This is a genomic window from Clostridium sp. Cult2 (assembly GCF_021655075.1).
Taxonomy (GTDB): Bacteria; Bacillota; Clostridia; order Tissierellales; family Tepidimicrobiaceae; genus Schnuerera.
In genome coordinates this window covers 20464-43366 of the sequence record NZ_PPXX01000059.1, presented here as the reverse complement: position 1 = coordinate 43366, position 22903 = coordinate 20464, and the positions used below count along the sequence as shown (strand labels likewise).

At 30.8% G+C, this 22903-nt stretch carries 12 protein-coding genes; all 12 read right to left on the bottom strand.

What is annotated here, in order from left to right; all coding sequences use genetic code 11:
• The coding region (locus tag C3E90_RS06790; RefSeq protein WP_236914909.1) for an SNF2-related protein at nt 1-1495 on the bottom strand (1495 nt) is incomplete at its 3' end.
• 11 nt (nt 1496-1506) lie between these two features.
• Nucleotides 1507-4398 (bottom strand): anti-phage-associated DUF1156 domain-containing protein, encoded by a 2892-nt coding sequence (locus C3E90_RS06785; protein WP_236914908.1) that lies wholly within the window; start codon nt 4396-4398, stop codon nt 1507-1509.
• 10 nt (nt 4399-4408) lie between these two features.
• A complete protein-coding gene (locus C3E90_RS06780) occupies nt 4409-4945 on the bottom strand; it encodes a DUF3780 domain-containing protein (RefSeq protein WP_236914907.1) in 537 nt (178 codons plus the stop codon).
• Nucleotides 4946-4957: 12 nt separating this feature from the next.
• Nucleotides 4958-8074, bottom strand: a complete 3117-nt coding sequence (locus C3E90_RS06775; protein ID WP_236914906.1) for a DUF499 domain-containing protein — start codon at nt 8072-8074, stop codon at nt 4958-4960.
• Between the two features lie 580 nt (nt 8075-8654).
• On the bottom strand, nt 8655-8891 hold the full coding sequence (locus tag C3E90_RS06770) for a hypothetical protein (RefSeq protein WP_236914905.1): 237 nt from the start codon (nt 8889-8891) through the stop codon (nt 8655-8657).
• A gap of 700 nt (nt 8892-9591) precedes the next feature.
• Complete coding sequence (locus C3E90_RS06765) at nt 9592-14895, bottom strand: DEAD/DEAH box helicase (protein WP_236914904.1); 5304 nt, start codon at nt 14893-14895, stop codon at nt 9592-9594.
• 13 nt (nt 14896-14908) lie between these two features.
• The gene (locus tag C3E90_RS06760) at nt 14909-15976 is read right to left on the bottom strand and encodes a hypothetical protein (protein ID WP_236914903.1); all 1068 of its coding nucleotides are present in this window, start codon (nt 15974-15976) and stop codon (nt 14909-14911) included.
• The gene (locus C3E90_RS06755; RefSeq protein WP_236914902.1) at nt 15969-17969 is read right to left on the bottom strand and encodes a hypothetical protein; all 2001 of its coding nucleotides are present in this window, start codon (nt 17967-17969) and stop codon (nt 15969-15971) included. Before C3E90_RS06755 ends, C3E90_RS06760 begins: the two co-directional genes overlap by 8 nt.
• 3 nt (nt 17970-17972) lie before the next feature.
• Entirely contained in the window at nt 17973-19559 is a 1587-nt protein-coding gene (locus C3E90_RS06750; RefSeq protein WP_236914901.1) for a hypothetical protein, read from the bottom strand.
• Between the two features lie 210 nt (nt 19560-19769).
• The gene (locus C3E90_RS06745; protein WP_236914900.1) at nt 19770-19973 is read right to left on the bottom strand and encodes a hypothetical protein; all 204 of its coding nucleotides are present in this window, start codon (nt 19971-19973) and stop codon (nt 19770-19772) included.
• Nucleotides 19974-20129: 156 nt separating this feature from the next.
• Nucleotides 20130-21242, bottom strand: a complete 1113-nt coding sequence (locus C3E90_RS06740; protein WP_236914899.1) for an ATP-NAD kinase family protein — start codon at nt 21240-21242, stop codon at nt 20130-20132.
• 89 nt (nt 21243-21331) lie between these two features.
• On the bottom strand, nt 21332-22888 hold the full coding sequence (gcvPB, locus tag C3E90_RS06735; RefSeq protein WP_236914898.1) for an aminomethyl-transferring glycine dehydrogenase subunit GcvPB: 1557 nt from the start codon (nt 22886-22888) through the stop codon (nt 21332-21334).
• Nucleotides 22889-22903 lie beyond the last annotated feature (15 nt).

Below are 22903 nucleotides of genomic sequence, written 5' to 3'. Positions count from 1 at the left end.
TCTTTCTATAAACAAATTCATCTTCTTTCATATTGTTTCTAAGTCGCATAGATGCAAAAAGAGTGTTTTCATAGGCTGGCGGAAAAGGATTTCTAATCCATTCCCAATTTTCCCTATTGAAAAAATCTATTTTCTCCTTCCCCATAATTAAATTTAAACTTCTTTGGATCATGGTCTTTTTTCTCCAATAGGATGCAGGGCTTCCTAATACACTGTCATTTTTTTGAGATAGTATATTCATTAGATCCCATAATTCTATTGGATACATTTGAATAGGAGTTGCAGTAGCTAAAAGCATACTTTTAGTTTTAATAGAAATATTGAGTAAAAATTCATAGAGATTATTGGGATCTGGGCTATGCTCCTCTTTACCTTCTCCTAAATTTCTCCTTCTAGCTCTATGAGCCTCATCAACAATTACACATTCATATTCTTGTTCTAAAAGTTCTCCAATAACTTTTGATTTAGCCACAATCAATCCTTGAGAAATAATTCCTACCCTTCTTGGACACTTTTTTATACCTCTGCCTATATATTCATGACCTTCTTCATCAACCCAAAACTTACCATCCCAAACAGCAGAAGGCATATCTAAAAGTGAATTCATTTCATCTTGCCATTGCCAAATAAGTGTCTTTGGTACTATTATGAGTATTGGCTTGTCTCCATATAATGCCATTAGTTGTGCTGCCATAGCCAATTGTATAGTCTTGCCTAATCCAACCTGATCTGCAAGTATATACCTTGCACCATAGGACTTTTTGTGATCGTGAAAAACCCTATCTACAAAATATTTCTGATGTTCCCAAAGTCCTAGTTGCTCCCTATATACTGGAGATTCTACAGCCACGACCGCTGGTTCTGGTTCTTTTTCCTTCCAATCTTCTACATTTTCTATAACTTCTCTTTCTGAAATTCTTTTTATATCCTCAATTATGAATTCAGAAAGAGGGATAGCAGTTTCATCATTCCAAAGAGAATCAAATTCTTCTTGAACCCATTCTATAGCTTCTTCTGAACTATCTTCCCATACTAGCTCATAGTTTAATTTCCATCCAGATAGGGATTCATTAGCACTGCCTAAAAAAGATGTTTTTGTGCCATCCTTGAAGGTTATAACCCCTGCTTTACCATGAATAAGCCCAAACTTTTCATTTGGTAATACTCTTACTTCCATCTTGCCACTTGATAGCAATTCATATAATTTTGCAAACCTATCATGTCCATTTGCTATCTTTTCTGGTTCAGACTTACACCATTCTCTTCTCAAGGCATTATTTGCAGCTTTTGCAGTTTTCACATCTCTAATATCTAAATCCGAATTACAAACTACTCTTATTTTCCCTTCGATATCATCTACATACTCCCCTGCAATCTCTAATATAGACGAATTAAAGTATCCAGCAATTCTATCATAACTCCTTGCATTTTTTAACTTTTTGTTAAAGAGAGAGTCGGATAATGACTCTCTCCTAGATGAATATCTTTTAATCAAAAGACCACCCCTTATACACCATCATTTCTTAGTGCTTCTCTTAAAACTTTTGCATAATAACCTGTGTTTTCCCAGTGTTCCATATGGGGTATGTTTTCTACCCTTGATATAAAATCTAATATTTCTATCATTCTAGATTTTAATGACCAATATTTATTGTCTTCTTGATAGATATTCTTTAAATAACTTATTCCCACTGAGGTTTTGCCTTCTTTTATACTATCATTTATAGCTACAAGTAAATGGCGAGTTAGAGTACTACCAAATTCTTCTCCACCTATATTACTTCTTCTAAATTCCTCTGCAGTTTTAAATCTAGTTTCATTGGCTTTTGTGGATTTAAACATATCTTTGTAATCTTTTACTCCAAATCCACGGGCTAGTTCTTGATAAGCACCATTTTCATATATATTGTTCATTTCCAGCTCTAATCCTCTTATAAAAAACCTTTCAGAGGCTTCTAAATCCCTCCAAATAAATTTATCAAATCCATCTGGTATTAAATAATCATAGGCTATTTTTTGTGCCTTTTTAATTAGTGCTTCTATTGGATTTTCTTCTTTACTATCTCTTCCCTGTCTTAACCAATAGTCTACATCTATTCCAGCAATTTCACTATAGGAGGTAATAGCCTTAAGGGCAGCTGCATAGGAAGCTAGTATAAAATCTGCATCATTAAAATCTGGATCCTCTTTATCATTTAAATCCTTCATACTATCTATCATGGATTCTACTTCATATTCTATTTCATCATAAAGTTCATCTGGAAAAATTACATCATCATCTAATTGTTTTTTAAGTGTTAAAAGTACAGTACCTGTTACATAATTTCCTGACTTTAATCCTCCAGTGGCAGTTTCTGTAGAAATTGTCCAAGCTGAAGATACTCTAAGGCCTGAAGCCCAAAGAATCATTGCAAGCTCTGCCCAGACTCTTACATCTTGATGTGTAAACATTACTACTTGAGTTCCATTATCAGGCATGTTCTCTCTTAAATTAGAATAAATTTCTATCATAGATTCATTAAATTCTTCTCCTACCCCTCTAACAGCAAGTATTCTTTTGGAATCTGTGTACCATTCTGAAAAGGCTCTTTCTAAAAGTGCTTTATCCCAAGCTAAAAAGAATTCTGTCAGTTCATGGTAGTTTACTGCATCTGCATAGGGTGGGTCTGTAATCCATAAATCGCAGGATTCGTTGTTATCTCTTGCATCTTTAGTTTTAATATCAGTTTTTGAAGTTATTTTTGAATTGTTTATATTAAAAATCCATGTAGTATCCAAAGCTATTATTGGTCTAGTAATATAATTATACATAGTATTTAAAGCTTGATTACTGAAAACTTCTTGTCCTTTCTCTACACCTATTCCCGGATTCCATCTTGATAATTTTGAATTCCAATTTGTTAATCTATTAACTCCCAACAATCCCATAGCTTTTTCCTTCTGTCCACTAGCTATTTCACTAGCCACTTTTGCAAACAATCCATTAATAAATAATTGTCTAGGATTAAATAATTGATGCCAATATGCCCATCCTCTTTCACGCTTTAATCTTGTAGTCTCAACACCATCTTCAATTGTTGCTGATGGAATATATCCTGCTTCTTGCCATTCACTAAATCTTTCTGAAAGTAAACTTACTACTTTTTCTTCTCTTTTTAAATCTTCCTCTGTTGGTACTATATAATATCTCCCACTATCCGAAACATATCTTATACAATACAGCCTTTCTTGAAAAACATCATCTTCTCTTGGTATAAATTCATCTCTTTCCCATTGTCTCAAGCCATATATAATTTCTCCATCTTTATCTTTTCTATCTCCTCTGATGGAAGTTATAGGTGTTTCCATCTTACAATGGGGACAATATATATTGTTTCCTCTCACTGTTATATAAGAGTCTGCATTTTTCATAGCTTCTTTACTTACATTTGACTTTATATCTATATCAAATCCATCTATCCCATTATCTTCAAGTATAGCTATGGTCTTGGTACCTCTTCCTATTACCCAAGAAGGGGCAAGGGGAACTTTCCATCCACACTCTGGACAAATGGTTTCCATACAGTAAAGATAAGAGTCTGCCCTATGACCCTTTTCATTGTATTCTATTTTTAACTCTGTTACTATTCTGTCCACTTCACTATATACCTTTTCTTGAAACTCCTTTAATCCTGCCACTTCTTCATCACTGGAACCAGCTATATTTAAACTTGACCAAGTTAAAAGAGAAGCTACAGGATTAAGATCTGATGCATATACATCTGCTCCAAGCCTTGCAGCTTCAAAGGGGATACTCCCTCCACCTGAGAATACATCTCCTATTTTAGGTCTTCTTCCAAATCTTTTCATTCCTAATTCTTCTATTAAAGATTGAAAACTATCTGCATTAGTATCTAAATGTTCATTTATTTCATCCCATGTAGATTGTGGTAATTTTTTTATATGCTCTGGTCTATTACACAATCTTAATTTTTCATCATAAGTTAGTTTGCTAAAAGCATTTTTTTGAAGCAATTCCTTTTCATCTTCCTCTATTCCTTTTATATATACAGGCTTTCCTTTGTCATTTAATTCCATATACCTTCTTTTTAAGCCCTCATCACATAGTTCAAAAAGCTGTTTTTGGGTGAAGTTTTTATTTTTTCTTAAATATAGCCCTTCTTCATCCATAGTCATTAACTTTAAGAAAATTTCTCTATCTTTTTCTGGGTTATCAGATACAGGTAAAAGAGCACCAAGTATTGCAGCTCTTACCAGTACTAGTGGCTTTCTTCCCCACCATTTACCAAGGCCTGTTAGTGTTTGACCTAAATTAGCCATTCTCTCTTTATAGCTTTCCTTAGATACTTTAGATACTGGAAACTGGGTCTCTATAAAAGATCTTTCATAATCTAACATTTTTTCCTCCTTATAAATCAAATAATTTAATTTGTCCTTTTTCATCTATTGGATTTTCTGTTATTGCATATCTTATAGCTTTTCTCCATCCACGTTTATCATCGGCATGTCCCGTGGTTGCATTAGTCATAGTAAAAAGCCACCATCTTTCTTCTCTACTAAAACCTAACCAATTTCTTATGGCAACTGGTATAAGACTTGGATCAGAATCTTCTATGGCCCAAAGCAGTAGTACCATTTCTTTCCCTAATAGCCTTTCAACTGGTATTTCATCTCCTACTTTAAATCTACCTACTATTGTATTGTTTTCTTTTAATGTATTATTTAATTCATTTTGTATAGCATCTTTTACTAAATCCCATTTGTATCGTGAAATTATAATCTTTGTATTTTCATAATTCATATCTGTCTTTTGTTCACCATCATCCCAATGAAATCTTTCAAATACTTGTACTTTTTCCTGCTGACTTCTTGGTATCTTAACTAAGAAATGATGACTTGTTTCTTCGGGTATAAATCCGAATCCAATTCCTTGGATTTTCGCCATCTTAAAACCTCCCTATTGCCTAATCTTGTCTTTGTAGTTTTCTATATTTTCTTTTTTACTGGAAACCCATCTTTCAAAGTCAGCTCCTGTTTTAAATGTAATTTTATTTATATTTAAATACACCTCAAAATCTTTTCCATCAAAGAAATTTTCTATAATATTTTCCAATTGCTCTTCTAAAAGTTTTGGACTATCAATATCAAATCCGCCCATGGAAAGTTCTATAAATTCATTTACCATATTATTTTTATCATTGGATATTCCCAAAGTAATGCCTGATATAGAGGCATTAAATTCTTCTAATTCTTCTAATCCATTGAAAACTTCTGCTGTACTATTATATGGGGTAGGCTCTGTAATTTCGACTTTTTTATCCTTATCTATTTCAAACTTTTTATCTTTTATTTCTATTTGTAATGGTTCAGAGTATATGCCTAATTTTTCATTTACAGCTACTGCTTGAACAAATTTTGTACCTTTTGGAATTTCTATCTCTCCATCATAGACTCCCCCATTTTCCCTAGGATTAGAACCATCAGTGGTATAAAGTATTTTTACACCAGGCGCAGTAGCTTTAAGCTCAATAATTTCTTTTTCCCCTTTTGTATATGGTGGATTATATTTAACCTTAATTTGTCTTGTCCATTCCACTGGCTTACCTGTTGGGTTTTTCCCTTTACTATCTACACATAGGAAAGATAATTTCAGTTCAGATGTTTTAAAATTAGATAAATCCTCTACTTTAGAAGAAGATTCTGTTGCATCTTGACCTATTTCATAATATACAATATCCCCATATTGTGGTGTTAATTTTAGAGTTACATCTCCAGTTTCTTCATCTTCATAAATTTCTCTGACTGTTACTGTAGTTTCAGGAGCTGGAGGTTCTTTATCAATATATCCTCCCGTTTCAATCCACTCACCACGTCTTAGCATATTAGATTTTAAATCCTCTAATGCATCTGGGTGATGCCAAGACCAAGAGGTTGTAGTAGCTGCTCTTTCTTTTATATGATTCCATAACATTTGTCTATTTGTAAATATTCTAGCTTCAAATTTTTCCCTAAATTCTTTGCTATCAATATCTGTATCAAATTTCATCTTGTCTATTAAAAGATTTTTTATCTGTTCTTCTAAATCATATTTGTTTTCTTCAAATTCCATTGTTATATCGTCCTGTACAAGCCCTCTTCTCTTAGGATAGTATAATGTAACAAAGGATTCCCTTAAATTACTTAATAATTCTAGATTTACTTTATCATATAAATCCAATGCTTGTTGGAATTGGGGATCTGATTCTGGTAATTTATCTTCATATTTAAGATTATAGATTATTTGATTAATGGCTACATAATTTTTCCCTACCCTAACTAGATTATCCATTGAATTTCTCTGTCCTGTTAAAAACATCACTCTATTTTTATATGTTGTATCTTCAAAAAACTTTTCTAATTCTTTTTTAAGTCCACTAGCATCTTTAGAAGGCTCTGTTAATACTAGTGTAACTTTATCTCTATTTAAATCTATTTCATCTATAGATGGGAAAACTAATACTTCTTGATAACAATCTTTTTGTGTTGGCATAAATTTTTCCTCTAAAAATTCTTTTATTTTTGCTTTTGAAAAATCATAAGAGTAGGTATCTACTAAAGATATTAGTTCTGCATTAACATTTTTTATATCTTTAAAGAATAGTCTATTATTTTTATCTTTATATAAATACCAAGCTCTAGTACTATATTCATCTAAACTTTGTTTTAAACCTGTTAAGTCTCTTCCTGGTTCTACTATATATCCCATTAATTCTTGCATAGAAAGACCTATTATGGCATTTGACACATTTCCTAGGGAAGATACTAATATCAATTTACTAATATCTTGAATATCAGTCTTTCCCGTATCCCTATCTATTATTTCTGCTACAGAACTACCATTGTCTGCTATATCATGGGCTATAGCATTTGATATACTAGACTTTATTCCTTTAACAGTTGTAACTAATTCCCCATTATTTAGGTCCATATCATAGGCATTTATAAGGGATTTTTCTTTAGCTTTTATAATTCCATTCTCATCCTCTGTATATAAATCCTTAACCATTAATCTTGTAAGTCTTATATAGCCTCTAGTTTGTTGAAAACCTGGATTCTCCTTAAATCTTGCAAATAAATCCCTAATGGAAGGATGGAAGGGGTATGAATTCTTTATGCCCAAAGACAATTCATCTACAGTATAGTTTGTATATTGCATTTGCCTTGCTTCATTTAAGGCATCTTTATACTCCTCTATTATTTCTAATACATCTTCCTCTGTACCTACTTCTTCAAAAAGTCTAGTTCTTAAAATATTATATAAATCATCTGTATTAGCCCCTACTGGCTCTATATTAATGGCAGATCTGCCAATTTCATTGTCTAATTCCTTAAAAGAATGTTGAAGTATTTTGGAACCTTCTTCATAGGTTGCTTGTAAATCTGAAACTACTATACATACATTGTGTAGTTCCGCTTTATTAACTGCATTAAATAGATTTGATAATGCCGTTGTTGTTATATCTGCTAATGTTCCCGTACCTATGGGTACAGCTCTAGCGTTTTGTAAATATGGTGGTAATTCATCTAAAAGAATTAAAGTTGGCTTTTCATCTTTTAACAGATTAATCCATGCTGACTGACCTGGGGCCATAAGGGGACTATAGTAATCTTTAAAATAGTCTTTTTTCCCCAATTGTTCTGCTATTTCGCCCCAAATACCAAATTTTAAATCGCTTTCTCTTCCAGTATAGGCCACAACATTTATATCCTGATCAAAATCCTTGAATTTACCATCTAATACCTTTTCTCTTGCCTCTTTACTTTTAGCTAAAAGCCCTAACGCAAGCATATTGTGAGTCTTGCCGCCTCCCATTGCCTGAGTTAGTTTAATGATACCACTAGAAGACTTTCCTTCAAATCTTTTAAAGGCTGTGTCAAATAAGAGATTCATTCCCTCTGTTATGTAAGTCTCCCTAAAAAATTCTTCGCTATCTATTGAATCGTCTAATAAATTGGATAAATCCAATGTATCATCTCTTTTTGATTCATCAAACACAGTTTCTCTTGGTTTACAAACATCATATAGTATTTTCACTCTAATCCCCCCAATAATTAAGTATTTTAATCTAATCTATATAGTAATTATTTGTAAATTATTAAAGTCTAATTATGCTATTAATTACCTCTAAAACATTCCTTTAACATATAGTATCTTATTATAGGGAAGTAATTTAAAACATAAATAGGCGAATCTATAATTCTACTATATTCTCTTCTATATTTCTTTTCCCAGAGGAAGTCTCGTATTCCATTCCCTTGGCTGATAATCACCTCTATATTTTTTAAATCTTTCTTTCAAAGTTTTATGTTTTTTTGCAGATATTTTGATTACTTTCCTATCCTTGGATTTCAATATTAAATGTTTTTTGTCCTTATATGCACAGGCACCACCAACTTTTATAAAGTAATATATAAATATTTTACCATAAGTAGACATCATTCTCTAATTTTTTAGGTCTTTTGTACCCCTAATTTTCTCCAATTCTTCTACGCTCATCCCTATTAATGGTTTAATGAACTTCTAATACCTTTTCTTAGAATTTTTACTTACTTTATTTATATATAATATTCTACATGTTTTTATTTTCATTTTATTTAGTTTATAAATTTCTCATCTACTTCACTGCATCAATCTTATAATCACAATGAATTGTATCTAAAAATTGATTACTTACTGTATACCAATAATAAGATACGTTGGCGTCATATTCATATCCATCTTCAAATTCCTTTGCTTCTTTTTCAGCTATTTTAGATGGTATAAATTTTCTTTCTCTTTCCCTAAAAAGCTTATCATGGCCATTGTTTGGCATTTCTGCATATAATACTTCATGATATACTAAAAATTCCATTACAAATCTAAGTACTTAACGTTTAACTTTTACTCCTATTGTTTTAGCTAATAACTCTATTATCACTTAATCAACTTTTTTCAAAACCAAAATATGTCAAAATTAATCCTATTGTACACGTTGTTATATACATATTTCTTAGGATTTCTAATTCAACCATACTCTCTTGGTATTTTGAAAATACCTCTGTGTACTATTTGTCTTTTGATGCTGGTTCAGACTCCTATTCTCTTTTTATACTTGGTTTTCTCATTCCAAATTTCATTATATCCATCTCCTAATTGGGATACAGAATTATCTATGTGTTGTTATGTTACATAATGTTTAAGGTGATGTCAATTTTCCTTGATTATTCATGCTATTATATTACTTTATCTTTTCATATTAAGCAAAAACCACCAACTTCCTGTTGGTTTCAAATTATAATCACTTTACTCTATAAATTATTTCCTCGTTGTAACCTGCCAGGGCTCTTATATATCAATGACCACCAATTAGCCGCCAACACATTATAAATATTTAATGGAGTATCATTCTCATCCAATAAAAAGCAATAACTCCAAGGGCATATCTAACATCCTACTTGCCTCTCCTATATCCTAAGATCCTACAGTAGATTTTCTCTTAACTATTACCTTAGGTTTTAAATCTAATGCAATTATTTCTTTATTATTCTTAATATATATCCCTACAAATCTTTCTAAAATGCTTCTCTAACAATTTTCCACGCATTAGAAACAGCAACTTTAAGCAATCTATCAGGTACTAATATAGCATTATCATTATTTTTTATTGAAGAAACTGCACACATAGCTGGATAAACTTTTATTGGTTTGATTGCTCCATCAATATTTACACTGAAATATGAATCTCCGCTACCTTCAATTATTCCATAATTATCGCCACATTGTAATTTAATTATCATATCTATAATATCTAAGTGTTTTCGTTGTTCATTTTTAGGAATATTTGTCTCAACAACTCCATCTCTAACCCATTTTAATAATTCTAATCCTGCTTTTCTATCTAAATTTTCATGTACTGATTGGTTCCAAAAATGCCTTATACATTTTGGACAAGAAGAATCACAATCACAGGAAATTAATCTTTTCTCAACTTTATCTAGTACATTGTCTATTAAATACGCAACCCTACTTGAATAACCTGCTCCACTTGAAAGGCTATCATATAAATATACATCTGCATAAATACAATTTTCACCATAGCGAATTCTATATCCAGATTTTAAGTCGCTAAATTCTACATCCAGTTCCTCACTAGCAGATAGTGCTAAAACCTCGGCAAAAGTTGTTAATGCAGGAATAAGCCATAAGTTTAAATTTTTTTCCTCTATATTTATTTTATGTCCCTCAAGTTTTAACTCTATAACCAACATATCAGTCTTAAAATCATATCCAAGAAAAACATTTTCTCTATTATGAGAACAATCCTGAGTATCATTTTTAGGAAATGAAACCTTATAGGGTCGTTTTCTATTCCTTTTTTCATCCTCTAAACATATTGCTGGATCAGTAGCTCCACATTTATTACATAAATCAAATCCTTTTTCCTTAGGTCCCTTATTTATCATTATTATTTGTTGATCTTGTCTGTTTTCCATTTTCATTAAACCAGTTTTAGATATTATTTTCATCTTACTTAAATCCTGAGGCATTGATGAATATGATGGTATACTTATAGTTGAATATTCTTGACTATCACGTGTTTCTGGTATATTTTTCCCTTCTCTAGCTGCGAATCCCCAAGGCTTAATCATAGTATGCTTTTCTACTGTAGAACCACATAGCAGGCATCGTAAATTCTCATTTTCCAATCCAAACCAACCACAGTTTTCATTGCTACAACAGTATATATCTTTATTATACTCTTTCATTTCAAGCCATGGTTTAGCTGCTTTATATTTAAATTCTTTATCATATTTTGTATAATGATTATATATGGCTCCAGAAATATATGATTTTTTATTTACTACAATCATTCTACCTGGTGCATATTCACTTAAAGCTATATCTATACTTCTTTCAGGACTTTCTCTTATTTTCCCATATTGATCTTCTATCCAAAAATTGACTACATTTCTTGGGAAAGAATATGTTGGTAAAAAGCTTTCGGTAAACAATGTATCTAGTAACATAATATTATTATCTTGTTCGCTCTCAGAATTATCTGTTTTAGATGTAATTTTCCTTTTATATTTTATTGGATTGTCTTTAACATTTTCACCCAACAAATTTATTTCTTCAATAAACCCTTTTTTATAATTAGTCCAATTAAAATCATTAGAATTAGGAATTAAAATTTTAGTTCTTTTTTCTTCTAATGGAATTTTTAAATCTAACCATTGAATAAAATCTTCATAGTTATATGAAATATTAGGATTAAAAAAGTTTATAGTGTCAACTTGATCAATACTCATGTCTTTTTCTATAAAATATTCTTGAAGGAGTATCATATTTAAATGTCTTTTTATAAGCTTATGATTGTCATAGTCAATCCAAGGTATTCTTGGTTCCCCCGATATCATTTTATCTGGCTCCTTATAATACCACGAATCGTGGGGACCATCTTCTGTGTAAGTAACTATAGTTGATACTGCTGAGCCCTTTCTCCCAGCACGTCCTGCTCTTTGTTGATAGTTTTCTCTCATAGGTGGAACATTTCTAAGTCCTACTGCTGTTAATGATCCAATATCTATACCTACTTCCATAGTAGTAGTACAACTCAAAATATCAATAGGTTCACTGTCTTTTTCTACCACGATATCTCTAAATCTCATCTCATATTCTTCAGTTGTTGACCAAGCTTTTTCTTTTTGATCTTTATGAGATAATTGGGCTGTATGCTCTTCTGTTGTAATGTTTTTTATACTAGCACCATTTATTGCTTGAATAACAGGCTTTCTCCAAAAATCATACCTAGATAATTCTTCATCAGATATTTTATTTATATGTTTATTACTTCCACAATAAATACAACTATCAAACAAAGTAAATGTAGATGTACCCGCACATCTATTACACCTATACCAAATACCATCTTCATTTGTCTTTAAGGTCAATAACCCTGGTAATATATATGTCCTATTGTGATTATTTTCAGTATCATCTCCCTTCTTAGTAAATAAATGAAACCTATCTTTCATAATATCCATTTGTTCTTTACAAATACCATTCTTCTCAAGTAATTTCCTTAAAAATAATGGAAAATTATCATCTTCATCTACTCCAAAACCCGCCCTATCAAAAGGAAGAATACTAGTTCTAACACTATCTTTTACTTCTGGAAATATGGCAATATCTTTTACTATTAAACCTTGTATCCAAGCATTATATATATCCCTAATAATATCAACATCTATTTGAGTTTGTTCCTTAACTATTTCTAATAATTCATCAACATCTTCACCACCCTCTCCACCTTCAATAAGAAGAACTTGACCTAAACATAGATTATTGAAAGATCTAAAACTATCACTTATATTCTTTAGCAATAGTTGATAAAACATTTCTGGTGGATTTCCAATAGTATCTTTCATTCGATGATATCTAGGACTTGTCCTATGTCCATATAATTCATAATAGGTATAAAGTTGGGATTTAAATGTATCTTTTTCATCTCCATAGAAAAAGCTTACATTATTATCATAAACAACTTTTAAAAAAGCATAATACAATAGATTTATAGGTACATTACCTCTGCCATAGTGCTCTTCTAACAACTTATCTGCAAGAAATAAAGCTTGTCTTCCTGCATCACCATCACTAGCTATGGTTAAATCACGTGCTAATGTAGCTGCACGTTGTCTACTATCTGAAAAAAGCAATACTTTCTTTCCCTCATTTTTTAAGTTTTTACTTCTTGAAGGTTGAGTCCATAATTGTTCTATAACAATATTTGCAAATGGCTCATTTCCTCTTGTCCTAAATGGGGTTAATTTGGTTTTATCTCTTCCACAATTAGGACAAGTTGGAAAAGTAAATGCTTTTAAGGTTTCATTCATCTTTAATGGAATTAAAACTTTTATAAAATTTTCATCATTTTCATATGTATCGTCATAAAACAAGATACCTGTTCTTGAATCAATATAACCGAATTTTGAATTTTCTCTAGCTTTACTTTTCTTAACAGTATTTTTGAAAATATCTGTCCTATCTTTTGGTGCTATCCATAAATGTATCTCTTCTGGTTTATGCAATAATTTATTCTGTTCTTGCCATAAAAAATTATAAGGATCACTATTATCTTTAAAAGCACGTATAAATAACGTTCCACATCTTCTATCTCCGATTAACTCAAACACCCTTGCTCCACACTTTGGACAAGTAAGATGACCTTCCTCATATATATTTCCTATTTTAATGCCCATAACCTCATGACTATATTTACAGTTTGGATTTAAACAAGCAAATATTCCATTTAGCCCTTTAAATAAAAGATGTACTCGAGATGGTAGCAACACTTTGTTTTCCTCTGATTTGGCTAATGTTCCAAGTGAAAGCAATATCTCGGCTGCTTTTTCAGCCTCCATTTGATTTGTATTTTTAAAAACACTACTGGTTATTTTACTAAACTCTACACCCTGTCCACTACATAATTTTATCAATTCTAACATAGGTGGATATTTAGATAAATTATCATATAAATATTCATAAATGTTATCATCTACTTCTTTCCAACCTAATCCTTGGGCTAAAATCTCAACTTGAGATTTTAATTCTTCATCACTTCCTTGCAATTTATCATAATCTAATCTTGTTAAAATTTCTATATCAGTTACATTTCCTTTTCTATTCCCACTAATTTCTTCAGTTTTCCCCCGTATAATAGAAAAATTATCTTTTATTAAATCTTGTCCTGTTAATCCACAGGCAAATTTTCTCAGTTCATCATCTTTTCCCTCTGGTACACTTGCACTTGTCAATATGCATCTAAGCTTATCTCTACTAATTTCTAATTTATCCATGAGCCTCCTTATTAATAACGAAACTTCACCACCAGAGGCACCTCTATACATATGTGCTTCATCTATTACCAATAATAGCCTATTTTCATCAGAACTATTTAACCACTGTTTTGTTTGTTTCCAAAAACAGTGTTCTATAGGCCTCATAAGCATAAATTCAAGCATACTATAATTGGTTATCAATAGATCAGGACATATCATTTGCATTTCTCTACGGGTAAATAATTCAGAATCATCTACTCCTGTAACCTGCTCTCCTCTCAAAAGATTTGCTGCAAAGGTATTTAGATCTTTTGAAGGCATTCTTCCTATTTTATATAATTCTTCTTTAATTTCATCTGTGCAATTAATATAATTTTCCGATATTACTTTCCCTAAATCTTCATTCTTTTTAGGATCATCTATTCCAGGATAAGGCGTTCTTCCAGTATACATTCCAAATCGTGGTCTTCTAACATGTTTCTTTGATAAAGATTTAATAATGTTCATATAAGCATCATCTTTACTTCCAATAATATTTCTAATTCTACCAAGTTGATCAGATACTAATGCATTCATGGGATATAGTACTAATGTTCTAATACCTTGCATTTCCCATGTTTCAGGAGAAGTATGAACTTCTCTAATCATTTCGGTTAACATTGGCCATATAAAACATTCAGTTTTACCAGAACCTGTACCTGTGGTAATTAGCAAGTCTTTACCTTTGTAAAAATCCTCTAATGATTTCACCTGGTGGTAAAATGGAGTATTAAATACACCAAGATTTCTTTCAATAAGTAAATTTAAATATCTTCTTATATTCTCTGGCAAATCTGCATTATCAAATCCATCTTTTACAATTTCATAACTTTTCGTTGCCTCTATATAAGGTTCTTGAAAAAGCACCCCTTCTCTAGTTAATAAATCTTTAGTTGCTTCAAGCAACAATTCATTTTCAGCAAAGTATTGTGCTTTTATATAATTTGACAATCGTTTCTTTAATACATCATGTGTTTCCCTAATACCAAATTCACCCATATTCTTTCCCCCTTTAGCTATTGATATATTCAATTTTAATTCCCAAATTAACTAACATATCTTCTATATCATTCCAGAGAAATCTAGGAATTATCCTATAAAAGATATCATTATAAAATCTTTTAGGCCATGATGACATTAATAAAATTCTCATTTCAGGATTGGGTAATTTACTATGACAATGAAGAATTACATAATTATCATAAATTTCTACTTGAAAAGTTGCTGGTGTTTCATTATAACTATCAAGAACATACATAATTCTATATATTTCGTTTTCATCGTAATACCATTTATCAAGTCTAGCAGTAGATACGGCATCCTTATTCTTCTTTACTAATATATAGCCACCGTCAACTTCAATGTTTTTTAGTAGAGATATACCCTGTGGAATTTTCGATATATTTAAATCCTGCCAAGCTTTATAGTAGAAAAAGTTTGTACCAACTTTAAAAATTTTGTATCGACCATTTAAATTACTTTCTTTCCAAAATGCAGATTCCACTAATGTATTATAATATTCATCAGATGAATATTTAGGTATGTTAAATATTTCTTTATAGTTTTCAGTTAATTTTACAGTCTGTATCCATCTTCCAAGCCCAACAGAGGTCAGCTTTTTGCCAGATATTTTCCACTGTTCCCCGCCCAAAACAAGTTGGTTGTTTTTAAAATTAGCATGTCTAATTGGTGAATTAGTTAATCTTCTAGAATCATTAAGTTTAGATAATTCATAACAAAAAATTAAATTTTCAATTATAGTACTAGCAAGATCACTACATTGGTCTTCAATGCTGCTATTGATAAACCAATCTTTAGAATGTGGAATTGACATTAGAAATCCATAAGCAATTTGTGTTAATCTCACTTGAATATGCATTATATCTACATTGTGATAATTAGCATTTACATATTTAGCTTCATAATATAAGTCAGTATAAGATTTACCCAATACGAGGGTTCTTGCCCAAGCTGCAAAAGCAGTATATATAAGTCTGTTTCCATATTCTTCATTAGATTCGTTGTTATATTTATTAATATTTAAATCAGAGGATATTTTTCTAACTATATTTTTATTCATCTAATCCTCTCCTAATAATTTCTACCAAGCTATCGTCTAATTGATATTTTTTTATATTGTTTTCCAAATTAACAAGTGTGTTATTACAGCTACATATAAACATAAGTTCAGACCTTAGGTATCCCTGTAAAGCTGCTTTAGAATTTGATAACTTTTGAGAATATGCAATAATTTTAGATCTTAGTATTTCATATGGATTCCCTAATTTTAAATTAAATAAAAGCTTTTCAATAATTCTATATTCATTTTTAAAACTATTTAATGATGTAAACTGTTCTAATACATCTCTTGCATCACTAATTTCATAATCAGTATTTTTACTAATGTCATATTTACTTATCATTACAAGAGCAACTTGATTTAATAGGTTAGACGGCATATATTTTATAGAGTCTATATTTTCCGTTGATAGCAATAAAATTTTAGTTAAAAATCCCTTCTGTGCCCTTTCTCTTAGTAATGGCATTAAAGCATTTTCATTCATAGTTCCAACAGCATCCTCAATTAAAACAACATTAGACTCTGCTAAATTATATATTTCTACTAATTCTTTTGAATTTGTATAGCCATTTGGCAATGTAATTATATATGGAGTTTCTCCACTATACGAAGTACTAATTGCAGTTGCAATTTCTCTAGCCTTATATCCACAAATTAATGGTGTCATGCCTGCTGCCAAAATACCAATAATATAATTTGCAACTTCATCAGCTGTACTTTTTACACCTATATTTTCTAAATTAATTGCAATATTTTCTGCAAAATCATTTACTTTGATACATTTATTTATATTTGTTGCCCTTTCATTCTTTTTAATATATAAATTAGTAGATTTATTATCTATATTTTGAACTTGTATCAAATTATTAGAATTATATTTTAATAATGAATCATATAAAGCCTTCTCAATTAACTTTTTATCAATATTGTCAATGAAGTTGTAAGTAATATTTTTATATTCTGAAATTTTATCTTCTAATTGAACTTTTTCAACTTCTAACTCCCGAATACTCTCGACTAATTCATTTTTTATTTTTTCTAAATCATTATAATTTTTTTCTAAGTTTTTTTGTTTTTTCAATAAACTCTCATTTTCTATATTCCATTTTTCTTGGGCAATAAAACAATATTCATCATATCTTAATTCTAAATCCTTATTTAGATTTTCTATAATTAAATCTTTTTTTTCAATATTAAATTTTAATTTGAGCCTTTCATTTTCTATATTATCAATTTGAAAACATAGTTTCTCAATATGCTTTTCCAAAACATTAATTTCATCATCTTTTTCTGTTTTTATTTTTTCTATATCTTGCATTAATGAACTTGAATGCCTATTCTCCCTGGAAAGCTCTGCTTTAATATTATTTAATTCTTTTTCTATTTTTTTTATTTTTTTATCTTGGTTTTGTTTTTCTACTTTATTTGCATCCTTAATATTCTTGATTTCTACCTTATAGTCTTGGGCCAACTCTTTAGATATTTCTTCTCTTAAACCTCTTTCTATTATCATTTTCTGCGATTTTTTATCAATATAATTATTTTGTTCATCACTAAGTTCCTGATCCATTAACTTGAAAAATAATTTAATGTACTCAGGCCTTAATTGCTCTGAAATGATATCCATTAGCTCTCTAATTTTACCAATATCATTACTAGCTATTGTTTTATTTAAAAAATTTTCATCTGAGGTCACTTCAAATATATGTTCATTAACTATAATTAAATCATTATTTGCACTCATCCTTACAATTTCAATAATATTGCCATCACTCTTTTTTATTCTATTAAAATATATACTAGGAAGCCTATTTATTAACATTTTTGATTTTTCATTTATCCAACACCCTTTTGTTTCTTCTCTAAATTCTTTTGGATACTTTTTTATGGGATATAAAAGCTGTTCATTTGGAATTGCATCTATTAGTAAGTATATTTCTTCATCACTTAGCTTGTCTAAAAAGTCATCAGATAATTTAATCCTATTATTCATTTTTTATACCTCCTCTAAAGACTTAAATATTCTATCTAAATGATTTATCGCTGAAACAGGGATAGAATTGGTTTTTATCCAAGTTTCAAGTAGTCTGTAAAGCTGTATGTTTTTTTCATTAATATTCTGGGATAATAGATATAATAATTGAAAATGCTGATTATTAGCCTTAGTAATTGGTACAGTGCATCTGTAAAATCTGGTATACTCTAGTTCCCAATCTAAATTACTTTTTGCTATTATTTGAGGTTTCTCCCTTTTATATTTATAGCTTTTTATTCCAAATGCCCTACTATTGATTTTTAAGTCCACCAGATAATCTATATTTTCAAAACATTTAGTACTTGAAGATATTACATAATTTTTATTATTTACTGTAGTACAAAAAGGGATGTTGGATTCTATATAGAGTTTTCTATCCTTAGGTAGCTTTAGGTTTTTTTCATCAAAATTCATTTCTATATTATTTATATCTTTTATTTTAATTACTGGTTCAATTGATTGTTTTTTTACTAAGGATTTATTATATATGGTACTATATTTTATTTCCGAATTATACTTTCTTATTTCTTCATCTGATATTACTATAGATCTATCGTTATAAACTTGTAGTTTTACAATAGAATATCTCTCGTTTTTTATGTCCCTAATTTCTAACAAACTATTATATAAAGTTAAGTACAATTTCTCTTTTCCTGAATTATTGATATGTAAAAAAAATGCTTCTCGTTGATTAAAGATTATTTCATTTCCCTTAAATACTGCTGGAGGCCATAATGGTATTAGTTCATTTGATTTTTCTACTAAATGGTATCCTTTGCCTTCAATAAATTCCTTAGCAGACTCTGTATAATTAAATATATTCATCTCATAAATACCAATGAGTTTTCTTATTGACTTTTCTCTAAGCCAAATTTCACCTATTCTTTCAAAATTTATCCCTTCTATTTTAGGTGGATATTTATCAAACATAATTCTATAAGTTTTCCCCATAATAATATTAGATTTTAGGGCAACCCTATAGCCACCATCTTTGTTAGAATGATATATATCATTTTCTATATCAACTCCTCTGATACCCCATAACCATTTTCTGTGTACATCTATCTCGGAAATACATGGTTTACATTCCACATAGATCCATTTTTCAATTGTATTTATAGGATAAAAATTTAAATTATCAATATTATATATTTTTCTATCTATTTTTGAATAAGCCTTAGTATTAACATAGACCTTGGCTCCTAATTTTCTTAACTTGTTAAAGCTATCCTCACTAATCGTTGGAAAATAAGCTCTAAGTTGAAAATTTTCGTCACTATTACATAAATATAATGGAATCCCACCATTATTTATATAAAGAATATCTATTAGATTATCAATTTTGCCATAACGGGAGGTCCCCTCATGATATTCTGGACATGTTCTCTGTAACGGCGTTCTATCGGGAATAGGTCTATGATAAAAGCAAGCATTCTTGCCTGTACGAATGAATACTTTTTCTAAACAGTCTGGACATTTATATAAAACCGATTTTTTTGCATTAGAATGATGTACATGGTTGCCACTTTTATCTATAGCATATTCCATAATTATCGCCTCACTTTTTCCTAATGATAAATATTTTCATATATATTTAAAAATAAAGAAAAGAAAAATTAATAATTAGTATTTATAGCTAAAATTCATATCTTTTCCCCTATAACCGTCTCCCCTTCCCCTCCAAATTTCCATATTATATTATATAATTCTACAAATGTTTAATATTTCCTCCTATTGTTTCAATTAATAACTCTATCTTCACTTAAACAACTTTTTCAAAACTTTAAATATATCAAAGGTAGTCCTATTGTACGCTTTATTATAAACATATTTTTTAGGATTTCTAATCCAGCCATATCCTCTTGGCATTTTGAATCCACCTCTATGGACAATTTGTCTTTTGATGCTGGTTCTGGCTCCTATTCTCTTTTTTATACTTGGTTTTCTCATTCCAAATTTCATTATATGCATCCCCTTTTTTGAGATATTAATTTATCTATGTAATATTATATTACATAATAATAGAGTCTCTGTCAATTGTATATGGATTATAGTGCTATCATATTACGTTTATCTTTTCTAATTAACAAAAACCACCAATTTTTTGGTGGTTTTAAATTACAATCCTTTTATTCTATAAATTATTTCTTCATTATAACTTGTGAAGACTCTCATATATCTATTGAACATTTTATTTACCTCATCATCGCCAGTATCTACTAAGATTGGTTGTCCTCCTAAAGAGACGATTTTGTTTTTTGTTGCAATAATCCGTATATTATCCTTTCCTACCATCCTAATAACATTTCTACTCAGTTGTTGATTGCCTCTACCGAAGATATATCCTTGACCTCCAATGACTGTAACTATGATTTGAGCCTTTTGACCATTGATAATTTCCAAAATTTCTTTTTCCCCAACATCAGAAGCTACAAGTTCTTTGTTTTTTACTATGTCTATACCTAAAAGGGTATTAGGTAATCCTAACTTTTCCATAATAGGTCTTGTAGAGGTTCCAGACCCTATTATATAAAAAACATCAGGCTCCATTTCAGAGATTATTCGATCTGCTATTGCTTCTCGTGCTGATTCTTCTTGTTCTGGTCTTCCCGCTTTAAGGCTTTGGACCAATTGACGTTCATAGGGTACCTTCATATAACCATATAGTTTTGCTGTTATTTGTCCTTTCCTATAGGCTTCTTCATCAATATCCATTACTTCAGCTTCCCTTATTGTTTTAAGTTCACCTTTTAAATATTTTAATGCTACCTCTCCAGCATTTCTAGGATGATTAGCATAAACTGCTGAATGAATCTTTACCCCTGCTGGTATACCAATGACTGGTAGCTTGTCACTAATTACATTATATACATTTCTTGCAGTACCATCTCCTCCTGCAAATAGCAACAAATCCACACCTATATCTAGCATCTTCCTTGCTGCTTCTTCAGTATCCTCGGGCCCTAGGATAGACTTTCTTTCCCCTATAACCTTAGGTTTAAATCCTAATTCAATTGCTTCATCTTCCCCCATGCTACCAGGACAGGTTATTATTTCAATTTGGTCATTGAGGGGAATTAGAATTTGTAAAGCTTTTTTAGCTTTCTCTGGTGCTTCGGGATATGCACCTAACTGGCGAGCTTTTTCCAAAACCTCTTTTCCATCAGTACCCTTTAAACCTACTTTGCCTCCCATGCCTGCAATAGGGTTTACTATAAATCCTAATTTCAAATTTTTACCCCCTTGTTATGATAGTAGATTTTTATAACGCCTGCAAAAGTCTGCAGACCTTTGCAGGCGACTCACTATAACTTTAACAATTACCCCTTATTGTGTTTCTTTAAATATGCTCTCCAAGTTACTGCCCATTTTTCTGGATCATTTAATTCTTCTGGCTTAGCTATTACATTGCTTGCACATTTATGTGGGGAAGCTTTTACAAACTCGGGGTCCTTTCTAGCTTCTTCTGCTATTCTCTCTAATACTGCTGCATATTCATCAAGATCTATCTTTGAGTAGGTTTCGCAAGGTTCAAGGGTAAAGGGTTCAGGTACTACCCAAGGGTGATGACTAGTCCAGTAATGCTGTATACCATAATCCCCTATCCTACGCATTATATCATCGGTACCTACTCCTGTTTCTTCTTCAAGTTTCATCCAATTGTATCTTACTTGTTCTAATCGACGACGGTCTCTAGCATACCAAACATCTACACCTGGAATTTCTTCTATCTTCTTCTGTAGATAATTATTGTTTAATACAGAGATTTCAGCTACTTCCTTAAGTCCTTCAGCACCTAGCATCATTACCCAACTGTATGCTTTAAGAACTACTGGTGCAACTCCAAAGAATCCTCTTACTTTTCCAATGCTTTCAGGTCTATCATAATCCAGATAATATCTATCTCCATCAAATTCCACTGTAGGAACTGGTAAAAATCGAGCTAAATGTTCTCTAACCCCCAATGCCCCTGTACCAGGACCTGAACAACCATGAGGTGTACCAAAGGTTTTATGTACATTGAAATGGCACATATCGAAACCAGCTTCCCTAGCCCTAGCTATACCTAACATGCCGTTAGCATTAGCTTGGTCATAGAAACATAGGCCTCCAGCTTCGTGTACTATTTCAACAAATTCATCAATTTGCTTATTATAGATTCCTGTATCCTCAGGATTTGTTATAAATACTGCTGCCGTACGTTCAGATACTGCCTCCCTTAAAGCTTCTATGTCTGGAATACCAGTTTCTTCGTTTGGAAATAGTGTTACGACTTTAAATCCTGCAGTAGCAGGTGTTGCAGCATCACAGGGATGTGAAAATATTGTAGTAATAACCTCATCTCGCTGTTCTAGTTCCCCATTTGATTCATGATAAGCTCTAATTATTGATGCAGCTGTATATACTGCATGGGAACCTCCACCAGGTTGTAATGTGAATTTATCCATTCCTGATATTTCTTTCAAAAAATGTTCAAATCTATAGTAAATACCTAGAATCCCTTGCATAGTGCTTTCATCTTGTGATGGGTGTACGTGATGAATAAGGGTTGTCAATTTTTCATTAATTCTAGGATTATATTTCATGGTACAAGTACCTTGACTTATATCATTATTTAAGTTGGAACCTAATGTTTCTTGAGAAAGATGTAGATAATGGGCTAAAACATGTTTTTGAGATATTTCAGGTAAATTGGGTTTTTCTTTTCGACGCATATTTTCTGGTAGCCTTGATAATACATTTACTGCTTCATCCTTTATCTCCTTATCCGGTTGTGGAACCAATATCCCCCTCTCTCCAGGTGTGGAAAGTTCATATATAATAGGTTCGTCCCATCTTGCTTGATGGTAATTTTCACGTATCTTTAATTTTGCCATATTAATACCTCCCTT